Origin of the sequence: Stutzerimonas kunmingensis (assembly GCF_032106285.1) — a bacterium.
GTDB classification, from domain to species: domain Bacteria; phylum Pseudomonadota; class Gammaproteobacteria; order Pseudomonadales; family Pseudomonadaceae; genus Stutzerimonas; species Stutzerimonas kunmingensis_B.
In genome coordinates this window covers 98,950-120,313 of the sequence record NZ_DAMCPO010000015.1, presented here as the reverse complement: position 1 = coordinate 120,313, position 21,364 = coordinate 98,950, and the positions used below count along the sequence as shown (strand labels likewise).

At 57.2% G+C, this 21,364-nt stretch carries 20 protein-coding genes; 8 read left to right on the top strand and 12 right to left on the bottom strand.

All coding sequences use genetic code 11. The features are described 5' to 3' along the window. Both RT582_RS13710 and mreA read right to left on the bottom strand, forming a co-directional pair. Nucleotides 1-1,134: a nickel/cobalt efflux protein RcnA gene (locus RT582_RS13710; RefSeq protein WP_042924890.1), complete on the bottom strand. Its 1,134-nt coding sequence runs from the start codon at nt 1,132-1,134 to the stop codon at nt 1-3. A 9-nt stretch (nt 1,135-1,143) separates the two neighbouring features. After that, entirely contained in the window at nt 1,144-1,431 is a 288-nt protein-coding gene (gene mreA / locus RT582_RS13705) for a metal-sensing transcriptional repressor MreA (RefSeq protein ID WP_042924893.1), read from the bottom strand. A gap of 118 nt (nt 1,432-1,549) precedes the next feature. Between mreA and RT582_RS13700 the strand changes: the two genes are divergently transcribed. The 5 genes from RT582_RS13700 (at nt 1,550) to mobI (ending at nt 4,463) form a co-directional block, all read left to right on the top strand. After that, nucleotides 1,550-1,909, top strand: coding sequence for a hypothetical protein (locus RT582_RS13700; protein ID WP_042924896.1), 360 nt, complete (start codon nt 1,550-1,552; stop codon nt 1,907-1,909). 47 nt (nt 1,910-1,956) lie between these two features. Then, complete coding sequence (locus RT582_RS13695; protein ID WP_042924899.1) at nt 1,957-2,694, top strand: HupE/UreJ family protein; 738 nt, start codon at nt 1,957-1,959, stop codon at nt 2,692-2,694. 12 nt (nt 2,695-2,706) lie between these two features. Beyond that, nucleotides 2,707-3,369: a hypothetical protein gene (locus tag RT582_RS13690; protein ID WP_042924902.1), complete on the top strand. Its 663-nt coding sequence runs from the start codon at nt 2,707-2,709 to the stop codon at nt 3,367-3,369. Between the two features lie 70 nt (nt 3,370-3,439). After that, nucleotides 3,440-3,568 carry a hypothetical protein gene (locus tag RT582_RS13685; RefSeq protein WP_256044860.1) on the top strand — a complete coding sequence of 43 codons (129 nt, stop codon included), beginning with the start codon at nt 3,440-3,442 and terminating at the stop codon, nt 3,566-3,568. Between the two features lie 433 nt (nt 3,569-4,001). Beyond that, nucleotides 4,002-4,463 carry a conjugative transfer protein MobI(A/C) gene (mobI, locus tag RT582_RS13680; RefSeq protein ID WP_045429914.1) on the top strand — a complete coding sequence of 154 codons (462 nt, stop codon included), beginning with the start codon at nt 4,002-4,004 and terminating at the stop codon, nt 4,461-4,463. A 379-nt stretch (nt 4,464-4,842) separates the two neighbouring features. Here mobI and RT582_RS13675 read toward each other — a convergent pair whose 3' ends face one another. Continuing rightward, a complete protein-coding gene (locus tag RT582_RS13675; protein WP_042926707.1) occupies nt 4,843-5,208 on the bottom strand; it encodes a hypothetical protein in 366 nt (121 codons plus the stop codon). A 543-nt stretch (nt 5,209-5,751) separates the two neighbouring features. After that, nucleotides 5,752-6,720 carry a hypothetical protein gene (locus RT582_RS13670; RefSeq protein WP_042926705.1) on the bottom strand — a complete coding sequence of 323 codons (969 nt, stop codon included), beginning with the start codon at nt 6,718-6,720 and terminating at the stop codon, nt 5,752-5,754. Between the two features lie 226 nt (nt 6,721-6,946). Here RT582_RS13670 and RT582_RS13665 point away from each other — a divergent pair, with 226 nt between their 5' ends. From RT582_RS13665 to RT582_RS13655, 3 genes are all read left to right on the top strand, one after another. Beyond that, nucleotides 6,947-7,513 carry a recombinase family protein gene (locus RT582_RS13665; RefSeq protein WP_042926704.1) on the top strand — a complete coding sequence of 189 codons (567 nt, stop codon included), beginning with the start codon at nt 6,947-6,949 and terminating at the stop codon, nt 7,511-7,513. A gap of 322 nt (nt 7,514-7,835) precedes the next feature. Continuing rightward, nucleotides 7,836-8,456, top strand: a complete 621-nt coding sequence (locus RT582_RS13660) for a hypothetical protein (protein ID WP_042926703.1) — start codon at nt 7,836-7,838, stop codon at nt 8,454-8,456. Then, nucleotides 8,449-9,561: a helix-turn-helix domain-containing protein gene (locus RT582_RS13655; RefSeq protein WP_042926702.1), complete on the top strand. Its 1,113-nt coding sequence runs from the start codon at nt 8,449-8,451 to the stop codon at nt 9,559-9,561. Before RT582_RS13660 ends, RT582_RS13655 begins: the two co-directional genes overlap by 8 nt. 251 nt (nt 9,562-9,812) lie before the next feature. On the opposite strand, the gene RT582_RS13650 is transcribed toward RT582_RS13655, so the two are convergent. The 8 genes from RT582_RS13650 to RT582_RS13615 all read right to left on the bottom strand — a co-directional run. Next, nucleotides 9,813-11,003, bottom strand: a complete 1,191-nt coding sequence (locus RT582_RS13650) for a GIY-YIG nuclease family protein (protein WP_042926699.1) — start codon at nt 11,001-11,003, stop codon at nt 9,813-9,815. After that, nucleotides 10,996-12,732 carry a DEAD/DEAH box helicase gene (locus tag RT582_RS13645; RefSeq protein ID WP_234174707.1) on the bottom strand — a complete coding sequence of 579 codons (1,737 nt, stop codon included), beginning with the start codon at nt 12,730-12,732 and terminating at the stop codon, nt 10,996-10,998. Before RT582_RS13645 ends, RT582_RS13650 begins: the two co-directional genes overlap by 8 nt. A gap of 371 nt (nt 12,733-13,103) precedes the next feature. Next, a complete protein-coding gene (locus RT582_RS13640) occupies nt 13,104-14,165 on the bottom strand; it encodes a PDDEXK nuclease domain-containing protein (protein WP_042926695.1) in 1,062 nt (353 codons plus the stop codon). Beyond that, nucleotides 14,162-16,921, bottom strand: a complete 2,760-nt coding sequence (locus RT582_RS13635; protein ID WP_042926692.1) for a class I SAM-dependent DNA methyltransferase — start codon at nt 16,919-16,921, stop codon at nt 14,162-14,164. The genes RT582_RS13640 and RT582_RS13635 overlap by 4 nt, the downstream gene beginning before the upstream one ends. A 480-nt stretch (nt 16,922-17,401) precedes the next feature. Next, nucleotides 17,402-17,992, bottom strand: a complete 591-nt coding sequence (locus RT582_RS13630; RefSeq protein ID WP_042926691.1) for a helix-turn-helix domain-containing protein — start codon at nt 17,990-17,992, stop codon at nt 17,402-17,404. 178 nt (nt 17,993-18,170) lie between these two features. Next, nucleotides 18,171-18,926 carry an IS21-like element helper ATPase IstB gene (gene istB / locus RT582_RS13625; RefSeq protein WP_046622667.1) on the bottom strand — a complete coding sequence of 252 codons (756 nt, stop codon included), beginning with the start codon at nt 18,924-18,926 and terminating at the stop codon, nt 18,171-18,173. Between the two features lie 17 nt (nt 18,927-18,943). Further along, the gene (istA, locus tag RT582_RS13620; RefSeq protein ID WP_279933776.1) at nt 18,944-20,458 is read right to left on the bottom strand and encodes an IS21 family transposase; all 1,515 of its coding nucleotides are present in this window, start codon (nt 20,456-20,458) and stop codon (nt 18,944-18,946) included. A 378-nt stretch (nt 20,459-20,836) separates the two neighbouring features. Further along, the coding region (locus RT582_RS13615; RefSeq protein ID WP_313477874.1) for a tyrosine-type recombinase/integrase at nt 20,837-21,364 on the bottom strand (528 nt) is incomplete at its 5' end.

Below are 21,364 nucleotides of genomic sequence, written 5' to 3'. Positions count from 1 at the left end.
CTAGGCGTTCAGGCCGATCCAGCCGTGGAAGCCGACGTAAACCCCCACACCAATGATCAGTAGGCTGGACAGGTAAGGAGCGCGACGGGCCACAGCACCCAGCCAGGGCCAACGATTGGATGCCTGGCGTGCGCCGATAGCAGCGGCTGCACCAACGGTAACCAGAGTTATAGCCAGACCGATGCTGAAACACAGCACCAGGACGGCACCCAGGGTGACTTCTTTCACTTGCAGGCAGAGCAGCAGCACGGTGATCGCTGCCGGGCAGGGAATCAGTCCGCCAGTCAGACCGAACAGGATGATCTGGCCGGTGGTGACATTGCGATTGCTGAAGCGTTTACGGATGTCGTTGGCATGCGCTCGCTCATGGGCATCCTGGTAGCCCTCCAGCGACAGCTCTAGCCCCTCCAGCTCGGAATGATCATGCTCATGACGGTGGCTTTGCTCGCGGAACTCCAGGTCATAGTCGTGGGAGTGATCAGCATGGCCGAGGCTCAGGCGCGCAGTGAACTCATGGGGCTCGGGAATATCGTCCAGTGACTCTAGGTAGTCACACCGGTCGACGAAGCGAAACTGCTGGGCCAGGCCATCGGGGCGAGTCGTCAGCAAGCTTACTTCAGCAGCCGGCCAGGCATGACCACTCAAGGTCTTCAGCCGCCAGCGCGGAGGGGCGCCTTCTTCGAAGATCGACAGCTCGATACGCCCGTGCCCTGTGTCGATACGCTGCGTTTCATCGTGGTGGTGATGGTCGTGTTGATGCTCATCACCTTCCTCGAAGCGCCACATCTGCTCGCCACGCCAGGTGCGCCAGAGCATCCACAGGGCGATGGTGATAATGATTACGGCGGACGCTAGCTGGAAATAAGGCTCGGTAGTTTCGGCATCCAAATTCTGCCCCAGGTACATGCCGCCCATGGCCACCAGCCAGACTACGGCGGTGTGCGAAAGCGTTGCGGCAAGGCCTAGCAGAATGGCCTGCTTCACCGTGCCACGAATGGCCACGATAAACGCCGCCATCATGGTCTTCGAGTGCCCAGGCTCCAAGCCGTGCAAAGCACCCAGCAGAATGGCGCTGGGGAAGTACAGCCAGGCCTGCGAGCCCCCCTGTTGCAGCAATTCGGCGAAACTCGACATGGGAGGGGCCTAGAGGTACTTGGTGATTTGCTTGAAGTCTTCGAGTGAAGCGCGCTCGCCTACCGCAAGTGCTTCGACTGTATGTTCCAGACAGTGGTCGATATGGTCTTGGATAAGCACACGCTTGGCCTGGCAGACGGCTTTTTCCACGGCATGTAGCTGCTGAGCAATGTCGACGCAGGCCCGGCTGTCTTCAATCATGGTGACGATGCTGCGCAGGTGGCCCTCCGCACGCTTCAACCTTTTGATGATGTCGCCATGACTTTGGTGCTGGTGGCCGTGTTCGTGATCGCTCATGCCTTGAGTCTCGTGCGTCGATGAATTACGCTCCCATGCTATCCCCCTGGGGGGGATATGGTCAAACCGGCTACCTCTCCATAAAAGCCACTCGCTTAGGCATCGAAAGAACCACAACATGCTCAGCAATCCCATTAGCACCAAGGTGATTTTTGCCCTTGCTCTCGCCATATTGCTGGCTTGGGCCGGGCATACCTCTGCGCTGTTTATGGGATCGAGCCAGCCTTCCTTGAGTGGAAATGACAGTGCTCATTCGCATGCGCATGGTGATGAGACGCAGGCCTGTGCTGCGTACGGGGATCACTGCCACTCGCCGCTGACAGCCGACCACTTGCATGAAACACCGCATCTGACCGCGCTGCTGAGAATAAGCACGCTGCCAGAACGTGCGCAGCCGATACTCGCCCCTCGCTACTCCATTCCTCCAAGCCCGATCTTCCTGATCGAGCGGCCACCGCGCGCCACATTCGTGCTCTGACACAGGCCGCTGTGCGGCCCAAGCCCCCTTTAATTTAGGACTCAACCATGCATTCGCTATCTATGGGCGCAATGGACTCATCTGTCGTGCGTCCGAATCGCTCGTTACTACTGTTGCTGCTTTTCACGGCATTGCTGTTTCTAGGCATGCCTGAGGCGCTGGCCCACGCCGTTGCCGAGGGCGACAAGGGCTTTATTCAGGAAAGCTCCGGGGTGATGGTGCTGCCGTTTATCTACATGGGCGCTAAGCACATGATCACCGGCTACGACCACCTGCTGTTCCTCTTCGGAGTGATCTTCTTCCTCTACCGCCTGAAGGATGTTGGGCTCTACGTCACCCTGTTCGCCGTGGGCCACACAGTTACGCTGTTGTTCGGTGTGCTGGCAGAAATCAGCATCAGCTCCTATGTGATCGACGCCATCATCGGTTTCTCGGTGGTGTACAAGGCGCTGGATAACCTGGGCGCATTCCAGCGCTGGTTCGGCCATCAGCCGAACACCAAAGCGGCCACGCTGATTTTCGGCCTGCTGCATGGCTTTGGTCTGGCGACCAAGATTCAGGAATACGAGATCTCGGCAGATGGCCTGATCACCAACCTGATCGCCTTCAACGTCGGCGTCGAAATCGGCCAGCTCCTGGCCCTGAGCGCCATCCTGATTGTCATGGGCTACTGGCGACGCACCGCCAGCTTCTGGCGCCATGCATATACCGCAAACGTCGCCATGATGAGCGCCGGTTTCCTCTTGATGGGTTACCAGCTCACCGGCCTGATCGTCTCTCAGTAAGGAATTCTCAGCATGTTCAATACCAAGCTTCCGACCCAAAGCGAATTGCCTACCAGCCGCCAACTGTTGCGCTCCACTGTGATCGCCGTGGGCGTTGCCGCAGCCTTACTGGTCACTGTAGTGATGCCTTCGGAGTACGCCATCGACCCAACGGGCGTTGGCCGCTTACTCGGCCTGACCCAGATGGGCGAAATGAAGAAAACCCTGGCCGAAGAAGCGGCTGCGGATGCAGCGGTTCAACCCGCTGCGGCCCCCGTTGTGCAAGCCCCCGTGCCTGTTCGGCCGGTAGTTCAAGAGCAAGTCGCGGCAGTGCCTGTGGCTGAACCAGCCGCAGAGCCACAGCCAGCCCTGAAGTCTGACGAGATAACCGTCACCCTGAAGCCAGGTGAGGCCAGTGAAATCAAGCTGGAGATGCTGAACAAGGCCACGGTCAGCTACGAGTGGGCAACCAATGGCGTACCGGTCAACCACGACACTCATGGCGAGCCTTACAACGGCCCCAAGGGCTACTACCACAGCTACAGCAAAGCCAAGCAGATCAAGGGTGACAAAGGCGAGTTCACCGCCATTTTCGACGGCACACACGGTTGGTTCTGGCGCAACCGCAGCAACCAGGACGTGACCATCACGCTGAAGACCAAGGGCGAGTACCTGAGCGTCAAACGCGTTATCTGAGGCACATAGCCCCTGCGTCAGCCGGCACAGGGGCTTCTACTTTCATGATCGAAACAGAAAGGATTACATGATGAAAAGCACAACTACCCTGAGTCGCTCCCTGCTGTTGGTTTGTCTGCTTGGTCTGCTGTCGGCCTGTGGCGGCGGCGAGCCGGAAACCCAGTCCGAAGTCGAAAGCCACGGTCACGCTCACGACTAAGATCTGAAACGCTGTGTTGTCACGAGCGAGGAGCCTACTTGTTCGTGACAATCAGCAAATGCCTCTTCTTCTCGGCTACCGCTACATCATGCACTTTAGGTGTGACTGCTTTTGGCCGATTTCTGCCTGTCGTAACTGGCAGAAATTGGCCAGTTGCAGCTTGGCAGGGATACACGCCCGCTCGCTGTAATCTGCTTCTAACAAGTCGACCTTGTTCCGCTCAGGGTCAAGGCTGCCGTCGTCATCTATCGTGCATCCTTTGCATGTTATGTTTTTCTGCGATCCGTCGGTCATCTGATGCGAAGCTGGGTCACAGCGTGAGCCAGTTCGCCCAGTTTTCGTATATTTCCGACGGTAGAACGGTCTGAAATCGAATCCCGGGTGCTCAGCGATCGGTCACCATTTGGCTCTTACAAAGAAGAGAGCCTTCGTCATGAGCAAAGAAGCACAAACGATAGTCACCCTGCTGGATCAGCAGTACGAGCAGCTGCTTACGGACGCGAGATGCTTGGTAGCAAGCTATGTGGATACGTCCATGAAGCTGTACAAAAAGACCGGGGTCAAATCTGTTGTGGCCGGCGTATCAATCAAGCAGGTGAGCCCGAATGCGTATTCGATCTACTGGTGCAAACTGGTGCCGCTGCAAGGACAAAAAAACAAATTCGCGCCCCTGACTATTGCCAAGGGGAATGGCAAACATAAATACCCGGCTTCCTCGTTTGAGTTTGTTGAATACCCATACCGTCACCTCGTTCTGCAAGTTGAGGGGCGACTTGCAGAGATTCGCCGCGTTGCGAGCGAGAATCGTCAGCTACGTCGTACGTTGGTCGCTTATGAGAAGAAGCTGTCTAGATACCAAGCGCTTAATCATGGCGACCTCTATTCGGCAGGGTAGCGGCTGAGTACCTATAAGCAGTGCCTAACAGATTTGACCCGATTGTAAATCCCGAAAGCCCCGTGCAGCTTGGTCTGGCGGGGCTTTCTCGTATCAGCAGTGAACTACGGCGAGATACATTGCTGCGCTTGATCAGGGAAGGCGACGGGTTCGAGCTATAAGCAGTGTAGGGCGCTAAATCTACTCGCCGTCAGCCAGCAGGCCCATACAGGCAGGGGCGGAGGCCGTATTTGCTATTAGCAGTGACGCTTGCGACCAAGTCAGCCGGCCAGCTTTGACCTGTATTAGTAGTGAAAGGCTTCACTTTCATAAAATAAACATTGGTAGGTGCCGTTCCTGCTGGTACCTGTGTCGCGCAGCGGGTGGTGACGGTAACGCGCTACCCCTCGCTGCCTCGCTGCTGTTCGAATGCAATGCGGTTCATTACGCAGATGGGGATGGGGTAGCCCTGGATGTGGGTCGTGAGAGCCTCGTTGCCTGCGATCACCATGATGCAGGATAGGCCTCTGCGGAAGCGCATCCCTCGTCCCGAGTAGTTGCGCGGGATGATCTCCCATGATTCGTCGTCGTAGTAACAACCAACGATTTCTGACCAGCGTAATTGGATGCCCGCGCCCATGATGCCTACTGGGGCCAGGCAGAAAATTTCTACCTGGGTTTCCTGCCCAAGAGGTACAGCGTAAATCCGACCGTTTGGTGCAATAGGTGGGAAGTACTGCCCGTTACCAAGGTGACGAAATTCCATGATGCTGCTCCGGTTAGATGAGGTCGCTAAACACTCTCCGGTAGCTTTCGGAAAACCCAAGATGAGATGCTGCCCATGAGTCCGCGCACGGGTTTTAGCGTACTCGGCAAGCTAGCTCGCCACACGGAGGGCGTGCATGTTGCAGATCTAAACGCTTCGGCGCTCCGGTCACTTTCGCTAGGGTGCGGAAATTGACAGCCCTTCCGAAGTCATCCCATGACCTCATAGGCTTGGGAAAATACTGCGTATCGCAGCGGTAGTGTGCCTTGCCGATGGATTTGGGTAAGCGCCCGCTGCCAAGGGGCAGCGGACAGTTTGTTGCAGGTATCTGGCCGTTCCGCTGAGGGCTCAATCGTCGCCGTGCTTCTTGTCCAGGTACGCTGCGACCATATAGCCAATTACACCTGCGATAGTCAGCGCACTGATGACGGCAAGCACGGCATATACAAGCAATTCAAAACGATCCATACCCTGACTCCTTTAATTCGAGCTCTGCCAAGGTTAAGGGCGTCTGATCTAATCCCAAATCTGCTGTGTGATGGCTTAGCGATTGGTACCGGCGGCTTCCTTCCTCAGGTTGGCTCGGGCACCAACGTACGCATCAGTTTCCCAGATACGCATATTCCCGAGCTCGTAGGCGACGTGATTCCGGGCCTCCAGATCCTCATCTTGGGGAGCTTTGCCCCCAAGAATCGGGGCGTGGTGACCAGACAATCGCCAGTAGAGCTCGCAGGCATATGCCGCGCGACAATCATCAATGTTTAGTCCGTGAGAAAGTAAAAGCTCTTGAGCTGCAGGTAGGTTCTTTAATTTCCATGTACACCAAGCTGCTGGTGTCGCGTGGCTGCTGCCCTGAAGCTTTTGAAATGCCGCGGCCTTCTTCAAAATTAAAATTTGCTCAGGAGCAGAGATATTAATGATCCGATGCTCATGTTTATCTTTGCTGAACACATAAAAGATGTTTTCTTCTTCGGCGTCCTTGTGAGCATCTTCTGCGTCGAAGAAAAAAGCCTCAAGCAATGACATGCCGAGGTATCGAACTGACCTGATTAATGTTGCTAGCTGCTCTGAGTGGAGAGCCTGAATATCCACCATCGCGGTTTCAAACTTAGTACGGTCAAGACTGCGCGGTACGGTAATCCGTGCATAGCTTGGAAAGCCAAGACGGCTACCGACGTTAGCCGCTGCGCCTTTCCAGTGCCCATTAGTTGCGAAGCCCATCACTACATATACAGTCTCAAGCAGGCCCGACACGCTTTGTAGTGGGAGATTTCCTTGGTATGTCTGGATATAGAGCTCTTCCCCGTACTCCCTCACCAATTTTTTATTGACGAATTCCAAGATGTCTACCTCATGAGACTCGTTGGCATAAGCACTAAACTGCGCCCATTGCTGGTCGTGGATCATGGCCTCGTGCTGACTGAGAAGCCCGCGCCGGACTGCCTCCCTGAGAATTGCCGAACCGGCCTTGGTCAAGTCCCGATCAAAATGTGCGTGGAAACTCTGCTTCATGGTCATTCCTCCATTCAGCTCAGGTGCTGAGCTGCTGAAGGAAATGTTGAGCGAGGAAAAATATTCTGGGGTTCGGTTTCGGTCGCTTTCAGCGCCTGAAATTGACGAGCGCATCCGTCCAATAAACGGTCGTTTATGGCACACCTATTCCAGATGATCTTTTGGGCTTGGGATTTACCGCTTTCCTGTCACTTTTCCCGTACCGAAATCAGTGTGAGAAAAACGTATGGGAAAGCGGATTGGGTACGCCCGAGTGTCGACTGATGATCAGAATCTCGACCTGCAGCGTGATGCACTTGCCCTGACTGGATGCAACGCAGTTTACGAGGAGACCATGAGTGGTAAGTCAGCAGATAGGCCGGAGTTGGGGCACTGTCTCAAGGCTCTGCGCAGTGGCGACACTCTGGTCGTATGGCGACTGGATCGCCTTGGCCGCTCCTTGCCTGACTTGGTTGGGATCGTCAGTCGGCTGGAGCAGGAAGGGGTGGGGTTCGAGTCGATCAACGAGCGAATCGAAACCACCAGCGCCGCCGGCAAGCTGATCTTTCATGTGTTCGCAGCCCTGGCCGAGTTCGAGCGCAACCTGATTCGAGAGCGTACCCGCGCAGGGCTGGCGGCGGCTCGCGCTCGAGGACGTAAAGGTGGTCGTAAACCTGCGCTGGAAGAGGCTCAAGTCCGCGAAATAAAGGCTTTGCTCAAAGATCCACAGATTCAGGTTGGCACCGTAGCCAAGCGATACGGGGTATCGAGAACAACGCTGTATCGATACGTCGGTAAGACCGGGCCGAGATAACTTGCACCTGGCAGCACACGAAACTGCGACCAGGGGATTATGAGCGTCCTAGAAGCGCTGTAAGCCAGTGAGCAGATACAGTGAGCTAAACGTAGCGTCGTATATGGCTTTTGGGGTGGTTGAGCAAAAACTGTACAACCTGAGCACTCTACCGTCAGTGTCCCGTGTTGTTGCCGGGAAACGGTCTTAGGTAGCTTCGGGTTTAAAAGCTTCGCCAGGCAGCTATTGAGCATCAGGGGCACGAAGGTTGACAGATACCATAATTTGCACAAAAATGCCGGTTGACAGTATCTATGTTTTGCACGCTTTTATGGAGAGGCCCATGCCCCCGATCCAACACCCGAGTGAGCTGGAACCGAAGCTGAAGCCGGAACACGTCGAGCTGATCTGCAATAACGCTCTGGATGCGGCTTACCGTGCGTTGGAAGTCACCTCTACTGATGACGATACCAACTGGACTATGGGAACACTTCCGTATGGCCGCGTCCACGGCCGGTTCAAACGCCTGCACGGCGATCCGGCCCTTCCGTGGCTGCTGCTCACTAACCGCACCATGGACTTCACTCTGAGTGTGAATGGCGTGCTGATGCAGGTGGTAATGGACGATCCCGAGGTCAGAAAGAAAGGGTATCGACTGCAATCCAACCGAGTTGAGCTTTACCAGGCTAGCCTGCTGGGGCCTGCGATCGACAAGAACATTACCTGGCGTTTGTATGTCGATACTGACGGCAACTTTGACGGGCCGACGCTGACTGCTTCGATTCTGGGCTTCGATACCAACCGGAACCTCGTATGTAAGTGGGTGCATGACTACGTGCCTCTGTTTGCTCCTCGTACCACCGAGCTTCCACAAGAGGTGGCAATCGATGATCCATTAGTCGCTCGTCGGGACAAAGATGCAGACCAGAACGCAACACGAGATGCTGATCCAGTAAATGAATGACAGAACAGGCTTTCTGCCTCTTGGCGACGAGTTTTCGCCCGACAAGCTCCGTCTCGCTAGATGCGCGGCGGGGCGTTCGCTCGCCGATATCGGAGAGCTCTTGGGCGTTACCCGGCAATACGCGCACAAGCTGGAAGTCAATGCGATTCCTTCGGGCACCCAACTCGCCCAGCTATCTGAAGCCTTGGGCGTGCGCGAGAGTTTTTTCTTCACGCCACGACGCGGTTCGGTGGAGTTGGAGCAATGCCATTTTCGAAGCGTCCGATCCTCCTCGCAGACTCTCAAAAAGACCATTGCGGCTCAGGTCGAGATGTTTGAGCTGCTGATTGACGAGTTGGATAAGGAAGTTGCCTTTCCTGCAGTGAGTTTCAGCATGCTTGAGGAGCCGGTATCCGGTATCAACAAGATCGAGCAAGTTGCTGAAAAATTTCGCCGTGAGCAAGGCCTGGGGATTGGCCCCCTGTCTAGTGTGACCAAGCTGGCCGAAAAAGTTGGTGTGCTGGTGGTGAATCTGGCCGAAGCCGATGACAAGGTCGATGCGTTCTCGCTGTCCAACAAACGACCGTTGATCGTGAGGAACACCGCAAAGGTGAATCCATGCCGGCAACGTTTCGACCTTGCTCATGAAATGGGCCATTTGGTGATGCACCAAGGCATTGAGACCGGTTGCCGCCTTACTGAGGATCAGGCTAACCAGTTTGCCAGCGCTTTGTTGATGCCCCGGGCAAGTTTCGCATCAGAGTTTCCCCCTATGCGAGGCAAGTACCTGAACTGGCCGGCACTCAAGGAAATGAAGCTTCGTTGGAAGGTAAGCTTCAAGGCGCTCATTTTCAGGGCTCACACCCTTGATCTGCTTACTGCCGAGCAAGCTAAATCGGGCTTCACGTACCTCAATCGAAAGGGTTTCACGAAGCACGAGGAGTTTGACGAGTTGATCCCTATGGAGTCGCCTATGCTGGTACAGAGGGCGATCAATCTCCTGGATTACAGTACCTGGAAGCGGGTGTTGACAGCTGCCGGGCTTACGGCAGAGATGGTGACCAGGCAGTACATGCTGGATGTACCGTCATCTCCTTTGCGACTGGTCGAGGCTAACGTAGGTTAAGTCGCGCTGAAGCTGTCCACTGCAACCCGCATGCCGGCACTCACATGGATGCCGCGTATGCCAGTCGCGGGGAAGACCTTATGGGGGAGGCGCATATGGCACTGTGGGTGCGTGGGCATTCACATACAGCCGTCGACTAAGAAGTGGCGGGCACGCGTATGGTCTGCAACCCTCGGGGATATCCGGGCGAAGAGACTGGCTTCCGCCCGGATTTGATCATCACTATTTAGCCGTTGCGCATACCCAGCGCCTCAGCTGACCAGGCGAGCCGTTTGTGGGTCATACGCTACACCGGTAATAGACCCATCCCGAATGCGCTCAACCGCTTCATCAATCACATGCAGCGGCACTAGGAACCATTCCCTTGGCTTAACCGGATTGCCGAAGCGGTCTTCGATGGTTAAGTCCAGCTGCGCTGCGCCAAACAGGCGGTGGAAGATGTTTTCCAGCCGGGTACGGTTCAGGTTGTGAAGCTTGTAAGTCGCGACCACTTCCACATCGGCCAGCAGGTAGGTGGCATCCTTCGCGGCCGCCGCGATACGGGTTTCCACTCGGCCGCCGGTTACGCCGATCTTGTGGATCAGCTCGCGGTGCTCGGCTACGAATGGGTGGCTGGACTGGCTGCGCAGCACATAGATAGTGCCAGTCTCGATGTCGTCCGGCTCGGTTATGTCGCTGAATAGCGGGCCGGAATCTACCTTGATGAGCCGAGACCCGGCACGGCCGTCACTGTCTTTGTAGAGCGCCCGCTGCAAGGACCGTAATAGCAGATCGCTTTCCGTCTCATTGGAGTAGATGACGCGCAAGCGCCCATTTGTCTCCGCATTCGGCGTCCTGTAGGTGTCGCCCACTTCGGCAACATAGGCGATCAGTCCGCTCAAAATGAAGAAGTCCCCTGCTTCGATGCTGGCGTTCTTGCCAAAGGGCTTGGTTACCCACGATTTTTGTTTGAGGCCCGCTTCCACCTCATCAAACAGTGGCTTAAACCTCTCGAAGTCTTTACACGGGTTCCGGGCGGCAATTTCTTCTGCCGCCTTTATTGCCGCACTGGATCGCACATGCCGCAGCACGGTGATGTCGTCCTGATCGACGGACTCACTGCCGATGCCGAGCTCAGCGAGTAATGCGTCCTCATCCAGGTCGTCCACATTTACTGCGGCGGCCGCAGTACCTGACAGTAGGCCGTGACTATCAAAGCCTGCCAGTAGGGTTTGTGCCTCCGGCAGCTTGCGCAGCTGATCCAGGCGCACGGCATACAAACGCTCGAAGATGTCGCAATCCTCGCCATGCAGTGGGGCGCGGCCGTGGGTTTGATAGAAACGCTGAATGTCCTCGAAGCCAGCGATGATGCGTTCTTCGCGAGGGGTTCGGGTTGTTATCTTGAGTGAAGGGACTTCTATCCCCAGCGCATTCAGCAGCTCGTCATCGTTCATTTCAGCCATTGGCAGAGCCCTCCTGTGCCTTCGCTTGGGCACGATAGCGTGCGAAAGCTACCATGCCCTCGGCGATAGTCTTTTCCCAGGCGTCGGCGGAGTTGATGTCAGGCAGGCGGCCACGCTCGTTCTTGAACTGCAGGGCACGTTTTGCCAGGTCTCGTGCTTCGTCTTCGGGAATGCTCACCTTTTTGGCCGCAATGCTGGCCTGAACCTGACGCAGGGACTTTTCGTCCATCGCCTTCGCCAGTACCGCATAGGCGGCGTCGAAGGGGTTGATGCGGTCGATTAGATCAATGTCCAGCTCGCGTACGTTAATGAACTTGCGCACGCCATCCAGCAGAGCAGTGCTGCCTTGTAAGGTGTCACTCCCGTTGGCGTCGGCCTGAGCCAACATCAACTTGGCCTGCTGGGTAATGTTCATTGCGGCGATAGCGTGTTGGCGGATGGCTTCCTGGTCGACGTCGCTCAAATCGGGGTAACGCTCGCGCACGATTTTCCCCATGCGCAGTTGGGTCAGCTCTTCCGGCAAGGTATTTTCCTTGTCGAATAGGCCGCGTTCCAGCACGGTTTTGTCCTGCAGGAAGCTAGTCACTACTTCGTTCAAATCTTCTTTGCAGATGCGCGTGGCTTCAGTGCTTTGCGGCGTGGTCAGGCCATTGATCTCAACATGGAACTGGCCTGTGGTTTCATTCACGCCCAGGTTGGTGCCGCCCGGTTGATAGCCTTCACCATCGTTGTAAACAAAGCCCTCTTTCTCCCCGTGGTTCCTCGGGGTGAATTCATAGCGCGGAGCAAGCACCTGTTCCATCAGCAGGCTGGCGGAAATGGCTTTGAGCATATCGTTCACCGCCTCGGCAACGGCAGCTTGATCGGCCATAGGCTCGGCGATCAGGTTGGTGAAACGCGAGCGCTCCTTACCCTCGGCATCCCGCGTGGCACGGCCAATGATTTGTACGATTTCGGTCAGGCTCGAACGGTAGCCGATGGTCAGCGCATGCTCGCACCAGATCCAGTCAAAGCCTTCCTTCGCCATGCCCAGCGCGATGATTACATCCACGTTGTCGCGGTTGTTCTTCTGTGCCGGATCTTTCAGTGCGCCGAGCACTTTGGAGCGTCTGGCCGCGTCGCTGTCATCTACCAGGTCGGCCACTTTCAGCGTGCGGCCGTCCTTGGCTTTGATCAGGTGGAAGCCGGTCGCCGGGTCGACACCCTGCCAATCGCCCAGCGAACTCATGATCTCGTTGACCTCGCGTTCCTTGTCTTTGAGGCTCTCGCGGGCATTTACGTTTGGAATGTGGACGATGGTTTTCAGCGCCGGGTCCAGCACCTTGGCGACCGCATCCACGTACCTCCCAGTGTAGAAGAAGTAGCCAATATCCAGCGACTTGAGCCAGCGATAGCCGTTTAGCTGCTCGTAGTAGGTGTACGTCACCGTCTCAAACTTGTTCTCTTCCGACGGGGCCAGCACGGCCGCGCTGTCGCCACGGAAGTAGGAGCCGGTCATGGCAACGAGGTGTACCTTGTCGCGGTTGATGAACGCGCTCAGTTGGCTGCCCAGTTTGTTGTCTGGGTTGGCAGAAACGTGGTGGAACTCATCGATGGCAATTAGGCGGTTGTCGAACGCGTCGATGCCCAACTCTTCCACGGCAAAGCGGAAGGTGGCGTGGGTGCAGACCAGCACCTTGTCGCTGCTGTCTAGGAAGGCGCGCACGGCGTCCACCTTGGACTTGGCCACACGCGGCTCATCGATGCCTGGGGCATTGCACAGGTTCCACTGCGGAGCCACCACCCAGTCCCAGTAGAAACCATGCTGGCTCAGCGGCTCATCGGCAAAGCTGCCGCCAATGGAGCGCTCGGGCACTATGACGATGGCCTGTTGCAGGTTCTGGTTATGCAGCTTATCCAAGGCGATAAACATCAGTGCGCGAGACTTGCCCGATGCGGGGGGCGATTTGATCAGCAGGTACTGTTCGCCGCGCTTGGTATAGGCGCGCTCTTGCATGGTGCGCATGCCCAGCTCATTTGCCTTGCTGGATGCCCCAGTGTGCGCTGTAGCAATGGATACCGACGGCACCGTGTAGCTGTTGGTCGGGTTGGTGGTGTTCGTCACTGTGATTCGTCCTCCATGAGGGTGCCGTCGCCCGCCAGTTCACGTTCGATCTGTTCAATGCTGGGCAAGCTGGTTTGCAATTCTGCAGGCAGAGATTCGAGCAATTTGTACTCGGCAATGCCCATGGGCTGGGTCTTATCGCCCAGCGCATATTCCGCCACGATCTTGTTTTTGCTCTTGCAGAGCAAAAGGCCGATGGTGGGGTTGTCGTGTTCATCTTTGACCTGGCGATCCACCGCAGTCATATAAAATCCAAGCTGGCCCAGGTGCTCGGGCTTGAACTTGCCGGCTTTGAGCTCGATCACCACATAGCAGCGCAGCTTGAGGTGGTAGAACAGCAAGTCAATGAAGAATTCGTCGCCGCCTACATCCAGCACTACCTGCCGCCCGACAAACGCAAAGCCTGCGCCCAGCTCCAACAGAAACTCGGTGACGTGTTTGACCAGGGCGTGTTCGATTTCGCGTTCCTGCGCCTCATCGCGCAGGCCGAGGAAGTCAAACCGATACGGATCTTTCAACGACTCGCGGGCCAGGTCCGACTGCACCTTGGGCAAGCTGACGTCGAAGTTAGTGACCGCCGTGCCACTGCGCTCCAACAGGCGGGTTTCGATATGGATGTTCAGCACATTGCGTGACCAACCGTGCGCAATCGCGCTCTGGGCATAGGCCAGGCGCTGCTGTGAGTCTTTTAGCCGGGTCAGCAGTACCAGGTTGTGCCCCCAGGGCAATTGTCCAACAGCCTGTTGGACAATTGCGGCATCCGGCCAGGCCTCGGCAAAGGCGCGCATATACATCAGGTTGGCGCGGGAAAATCCCTTCATCTCAGGAAAGGCGGTGCGCAGGTCATGGGCCAGCCGCTCGATCACCTTGGCCCCCCAGCCCTGCTGTGCCTGCCGGGTCAAAATATCGTTGCCGATCTGCCAGTAGAGCAGCACCAGTTCGCGGTTTACCGCCAGCGTGGCGCGCTGCTGGGCGCTATGGATGCGGCCTTTGAGGTCTGCTAACCACTCGCCGTAGCCCTCGGGTGGTGTGGTCAGGCTAGCAGGGGTGTCGTTCATGCCATTTTCCCTCGTAGCTTCTTCGGCGTGGCCTTTGCTGTGTCTGCTGTCATCTTGGTGTAGAGATCAAACAGCTTCTCCAGTCGTTCGGTGTCGTTCTTGAAGCGACGACCGATATAGATACGCTCCAGCACTTCATCGTTGTGCTCGTGGGCACGGCGAAGGTTCTCAGGCATGGTGTCTGGGTCATACAGGTCGGCGATGGTGGCGGGGAAGTGTGCTTCGCGGGCCAGCAGAATATCTTCAGCGCAGCGGGTCAGGTCGACCTTGTTTTGCTCTGTGAGCCTCGGCACTGGGAAGGTGTTCCAGCCAAGTGTGTTGGAGTAGCGGAAGTCCGTTTTCATTTTTCCGCAGACGGTGCCAATCCAAACGAGGTGCAGGCGGGAGGCGATGAGGGCCATGTTCCAAAGTGGGGCGTCGTAGAGGGCAAGTGCAAGATTTGAGACGCGCACGTCACTCGTCAGCAAACCGCAAGGGAGATAAGCGCGGCGCTCCGACGAGACGCTTGGAATGATGATGGTGTGGTCGTTTCCGATGATAGTCCGTTCAAACTTGTAGGGTGTGTCGAGGCCGGCACGGCCACGTTCACTGCCATGCAGACGATATTCTCGTATGCGGTCAAGCCTCGCCTTGATGGGCGGAATTGAAAAGGCGATCTGCGCTTGTTCGTCAGTTATCCAGAGACAGTACCGTTCTAGGCCATTGATGAACTCTTTGGAGCCAAGGATCGGCTTTATTAGAGGCGCTGCCTCAGGATAAGAGTCCAGCAAATCCCTTGCCTCATCGGGCGTGAGCAACAGATTTCCCTGATCTCTCGGGATGTTCCCGCCAAACATGGTCGATACACCAGAGATGGGATCATTCGCCCGCTCGACGATGATATTTTTGCCGGGCGCGAGATATAAGTTGATGCTTTCAACTTCTTTTCGCTCTTCACCGTCGAAGATGTATTTCTGTTTGACGCCTAAATTGGCCACGCCAACAATTATGCAGGTGACTTGCGCGTTCCTAGCAGCGTTGTTACCCCAGAGAAAAGCTTTGTGGCCAAAGAAAATCTCTTGCCCCGCCATGACTATTCTCGGCCACACCAGCGGAACCTGAACACCTTGGCAGATAGAGTTCGTAGAAACGAAGGCGAATCGGCCTCCGCTGCGAATGTAGTCTGATGCTTTCCAAAGCCACCCAGTGATGTAATCGACAGCGCGCACGTCTTTTTTGGTAAGGCTTTTTATGTCGCTCTTCTGCTCTTTCGATTGATATTTGTCGCCAATATACGGCGGGTTACCGCAGATGTACGTCTCGCCTCCTTCGTTTTCGAAGGCGATTTCAGATTGGTCCAATGGCACGTCGAACAAATCGTTCGCTGCCAGCTTCACGCTAGTCCCCGTCGGCGGGCACACCGCCAACCAATCCAGCCGCAGCGCATTGCCGCAGACAATCCAATTCTGTGAGTCTAACGGTAGAAATTCAGCTAAAGCATCCTGCTGCCCGCGATACAACACATCGCACTGAAACTCAGCAATGATAAGGGCCAGTCGGGCAATTTCTGCCGGAAAGTCGCGTAGCTCGATGCCGCGGAAATTGGTCAGCGGTATTTCGGACTTATTGTGAGCTTCGCCCCGGCGACGATTGATCTCCGCCTCGATATCGCGCATCTGCTTGTAGGCAATGACCAGGAAATTGCCGGAACCGCATGCTGGGTCAAATACGCGGATGCGCGCCATACGCTTGCGCAGGTTAAGCAGCTTGGCCTTGTTGTCGCCCGCTGCCTCCAGCTGAGCACACAGATCATCCAGAAATAGTGGGTTTAATACTTTCAGGATGTTGGGCACGCTGGTGTAGTGCATGCCCAGTGCGCCGCGCTCTTCATCATCGGCCACGGCCTGAATCATGCTGCCGAAAATGTCTGGGTTGATTTTTTGCCAGTTCAGGTTGCCGGCGTGCAGCAGGTAAGTACGCGCCATGCGCGTAAAGCGCGGTACTTCAGTGCTTCCAGAGAACAAGCCGCCATTCACATACGGGAATTTGTTGGCCCAGCCAGGCAAGCGCGGTTCTGCACCGGCACGCTCGGCCAACTTGAGGTTCATAGCGCGGAAGATTTCCGACAGCACCTGGGCGGTGTTGGAGCCGTCGCGCTCGCTGTAGTGCTCAACCGTCGTGGTAAACAGTCCGTCGCCAGTGAAGATATCTGTGTCTTCAGCAAAAAAGCAGAACACTAACCGAGACATAAAATGGTTCATGTCATGGCGGCGTTCGGTCTTGGCCCAGTCCGGGTTCTCGTTCAGCAGTTCGACGTACAGCTTGTTCAGGCGGCTGGTGGCACGCACGTCGATGGGGTTGTCTTTGATCTCCTTGATGGTGGAGATGCCGGCCAGCGGCAGCAGGAAGCCGAAGTGGTTGGGAAAGTCAGGGTAGTCGCAGGTGATGGTTTCACCCGTGATCAGTTCTTCGGCCTCCAGCGTTTGCCCGTCGGTGGAGAGGATGAACTTGGCTTTAGCTTTTATGGTGGCCGGGCTGGCGCGCAAGGCCTTGAGCGTTTCGCCCACGGTGCCAGGCTCGCATGCGGCGATATGAATGTTGCTGCGCAGTAGTACGCCGCCAGGTACATCCGAGGCGTTGTTGTTGCCAGCGCGCAGGCGCTTGAGCGCGGTTTCCTTGTTGCCGAATGCGGCCAGGAAGGTGAACGGGAACTCCGCCGCGTCAAAGGGCTCTAGGGCCAGGTCCGAAATGGCGGACTCAATTTCTACTGCATTCATGGTTTACCACTGTCCAGATCGCTGATGCGCGAAGGCGGCGATTTTAGCCGCTAAAATTTTTGGGCGAGGGTCACATCCCGGCCGGCACATGCCGCTCTGTCGGCCTGGCGTCAGCATCGCAACTCAGCTCTGCTCAGTCGCCTCGGTTTATGCTGGATGCCACTGGATTCGACAGCCGAGCGCCCTGAGCCAGTGAATGGGGAATCAATCATTACACGATGCCGGGGATGATAAAGGAAGGCGCTTCTGCAATGCGAAAAAGCGGCAAATGGGCTGGTGGGTTTCGTCGAATCGAGCTTACGGTAGCTGCCCGTAACCCAAAATGGCTTCGGGGCTTTCACTCAGGAGGTTGCGTCGCCCCCAGAACTACTCTTTTTTATTTTATCTTTCTTTTTAGCGGCTCAGCCTGAGCTGTATTCCAACGCGACGGAGCTCTAGGTGAGCTCCATCCAGATGGTACACAGCTCAGGTTAATACGTGTCACTCTGAGCTGTGTATAAGATCACCACGGCGATTGAGGTTTCTACGCAGCGTTTCTCGAATGCCGGCTGGCAGTCGATCTAGGTCGGTGTGCAATGAGCCTAAATCGATCTGGGAATTACCACCTGCCAGATTGATTTGTATATTCAGACGCTCGATATTCAGTGTTCGCGTACTTGCGAGATCGCCAGCGATCATGGCTTTTTTAAGCTCAGTAACGGTCTGCTGGGCGCGGTCCGGCACGTAATCCCAGGTTACTACGGTATGTGGTAAGCCGGCCTCAGTGACCTGGACCTTTTCGCGTAGCATGTAGTGATTGGATCGGCCGAACTTTTTCTTTGCAATGAAACCTGCTTTTTCGAGAACCCCTAATGCCCGTTTGACCTGTGCCTGACTGACTCCAGACTGTTCGGAAATCCGTTGGATGCCCGGTTTCGATAATCCATGGTCGAAATTGGCGTGTGCCTTGATGACGGCATAAACCGTAAATGCATGGGGCCCGATTCGGGCGACATCACCCTGATCGATCATGGCCCTAAAGACATGAAACCACTGAGTCTGTGCGCGCAGTGGGGCGGAGGTGTTAGTCATTGTTATGCCTCCCACGTAACTGTACGCGCGGCCGGCTCAGGATCCAGGCAGATATCTCCGTGCTGAGCCAGCCTGCGGATTCCACGCCATTCGGACACTCAGCCCACGCTGATCCGGACACCTGTTCCACGATCATTCGGACAGGCAGTCGGAGCGCAGCGACGCAGGGGTGGCATTGTTAGTCCGAGGTGCCCGGCGTCGTCAATTTCTTCGCCCGCTTGCGCATCGATTCGCCCTTGAGATTGATCCGGTAGGCGTTGTGCACCAGGCGGTCGAGGATGGCATCGGCCAGGGTCGGATCGCCGATCAGCTCGTGCCAGTTGTCCACCGGCATCTGGCTGGTGACGATGGTCGAGCGCTGGCCGTAGCGGTCGTCCAGTAGCTCCAGCATGTCGCGCCGCTGTTCGGCGGTGAACGGGGCCAAGCCCCAGTCATCGAGGATCAGCAGGTCGGTCTTGGCGTAGCTGCTCATCAGCTTGGCGAAGCGGCCGTCGCCATGGGCCAAGCCCAGCTCTTCCAACAGGCGCGGCAAGCGCAGGTAACGCACGCTGTAGCCCTCTCGGCAGGCCTGGTGGGCCAGGGCGCAGGCCAGCCAGGTTTTACCGACACCGGTCGGGCCGTTGATGATCAGGTTGAGGCCGTCGCGTAGCCACTGACCGCTGCTCAGCTGGAGGATCAGCGCCTTGTCGAGGCCGCGTGGGCTGCGGTAGTCGAGGTCTTCGAGGCAGGCGTTGTGGCGTAACCTGGCCTGACGCAGGCGGCTGCTCAGGCGCTTGTCGTCGCGCTCAGTCAGCTCGCGGTCGACCAGTAGGCCGAGGCGCTCCTCGAAGCTCAGGCTGCCGATGTCGGGGATTTTCAGTTGCTCGGCGAGGGCCTTGAGCATGCCGTGCAGGCGCAGGGACTGGAGCTTGTCCAGGGTCGGGTGAGGCAGCATGGTGGGATTCCTTGTGTTCAGTGGTAGTAGCCGGGGCCGCGCAGGTTGGCGTGGTCGTCCGGTAGCAGGGGCAGGTTGGTTTGAGCCAAGGGCAGGTTTTCCAGACCCAGGCGCAGGATCGATTCGAGGCTCTTGTAGCTGCACGCGCCGAGATTGATGGCGCGACGGCAGGCCAATTCCAGGCGCGCCTCACCGTGGGTTTTACCCAGGCGAAGGATGCCCAGGCAGGCCCGGTAACCTTGGGTCGGGTGGATGCGCCGTTCGAGGATGTGGCCGATCACACCGGCGGTATTCGGCCCGGTCTGCTCGGCCCAGCGGATCAGCCGTTGCGGCGTCCACTCGGCATGCTCGCGATGGCTCTTGGGCATGTGCTCGGTCTGTGTGCTGTGCCGGCCCTTGTGCGTTGAGCGCAGGTGGCTAGCCACCCGCTGATTGGCGTGGAAGCACTCCACCGTGCGCGCCGTCAGGCGCACCTCCAGTTGCTTCTTCACCAACTGGTAAGGCACCGAGTAGTAATGCCCGTCGACCTCGACGTGGTAGTCGATATGCACCCGCGCCTTCTTCCACTCGGCATAGACGTAGGGCTGCTCCGGCAATGGCCGTAGCGCCGGACGATCCAGGGCTTCGAAGGCCGAGTGCCGGGAACCCGGCAGCTTGCGAAACGGTCGTCGGTTGAGCCGCTCCAGCAACACGGAGATGGCGCTGTTGAGTTCATCCAGGGAGAAGAACTGCCGATTCCTCAGCGCGGCGAGGATCCAGCGCTCGACCACCTGCACGCCAACTTCGGCCTTGGCCTTGTCGCGCGGTTTACGGGCCCGAGCTGGCACCACCGCCACGCCATAGTGCTCGGCCAGATCGCGGTAACTCGGGTTGATGTCCGGCTCGTAGCGATGACTCTTACTCACCGCGCTGCGCAGGTTGTCCGGCACCACGATCTCGGGCACCCCGCCGAGAAAGGCGAAGCAGCGGACATGCGAGCCGAGCCAGTCCGGCAACTGCTGCGACCAGGTGGCCTCGGCGAAGGTGTAGCTGGACGCGCCGAGCACTGCGACGAACACCTGCGCCTGGCGGATCTCGCCGCTGTGGCGGTCGATCACTGGCACCGTCTGGCCGGCGTAGTCGACGAACAGCTTCTCGCCGACGCGGTGCTCCTGGCGCATCACCACGTCCAGCTTGCCCTGCCAGGCTCGGTAGTGCTCGCAGAACCAGCTGTACTGGAAGCCCTGCGGCTGGCTCAGGCGGTACTCCTGCCAGAGCAGAGCCAGGGTTACGCCGGGGCGGCGCAGTTCGGCATGCACCCATGCCCAATCGGGCAGGGGCCGCTGCTCGCTGGGCACCGCCGGGGCTGGTGGAAATAGCTGCTGCTCCAGCTCAGCATCGGACAACGAACAGGGCCAGCTGAGACCGCTGGCGGCAAAGCGGCAGAGGTAATCACCGGCACTGCTGTGGCCAATGCCCAGGCTGCGGGCGATCTTGCGCACGGACAGGCCGCAGTCGAACTTGAGGCGTAACACCTCTCGGATTTTACGCATGGATAAACGCTCCACGACGACCTCTTCGCTTCGAAAAAGAGGTCGATGGTAGTGAATAAATCCTGCGTAGCTGCCTGCCTGGAAAGTGTCCGGATGGCCGTGGAATCGGTGTCCGGATGCTCGTGGAATGAGTGTCCGGATCAGCGTGGAATCACTGTCCGGATGTGCGTGGAATGGGTGTCCGAGTCAGCGTGGAATCCGCAGCTGGCGATACCCCGATGAGGTACCCAGAAAGTCCATTTGCTAACAGCAGATGGACTTCGGATTCTTAACGCCGTAACTGGGGCAGCGTGACGATCCCATGGAGTCCTATGAACGTCCGAGGGATGCCTGATTTTTACCAAGCGGGAATCGGTATTGCAAGCCCAGGCAGTGAGCTCAGGCCTTGATCGCATCTAGGTAATCTGACCAGCGCTGCATCATGTCGCGTCGTTCTGGCAGAAATGACGTTCGGTCGTACGCCCGTCCCAACGGATTTTTTACCGTGTGAGCAAGCTGATGCTCCAGGAGATCGGGGCGAAATCCCAGCACCTCAGCACCTATGGTTCTCGCTGTTGCACGAAAGCCGTGCCCAGTCATTTCGTCGCCGCTGATGTCCATGCGGCGTAATGCGCTGAGTACGGCATTGTTGGACATCGGCCGGTCGCCTCCTCGTGCCGAGGGGAAGGCGTATCGATGTCTGCCGGTGAGTGGTTTCAGCTCGCGCAGAACAGCGATTGCTTGCTGGCTCAGGGGAACCAAATGGTCCGGACGATCCTGTTTGGTGGCAGTGAGCCCTTTCATCTTGTGGCCGGGAATCAACCACTCGCCCGCATCCAGATTGACCTCCGACCACTCCATGTGGCGCAGGTCGCCGGGCCGGCAGAACAGCAATGGGGCCAGTTTGAGTGCACAACAAACAGGCAT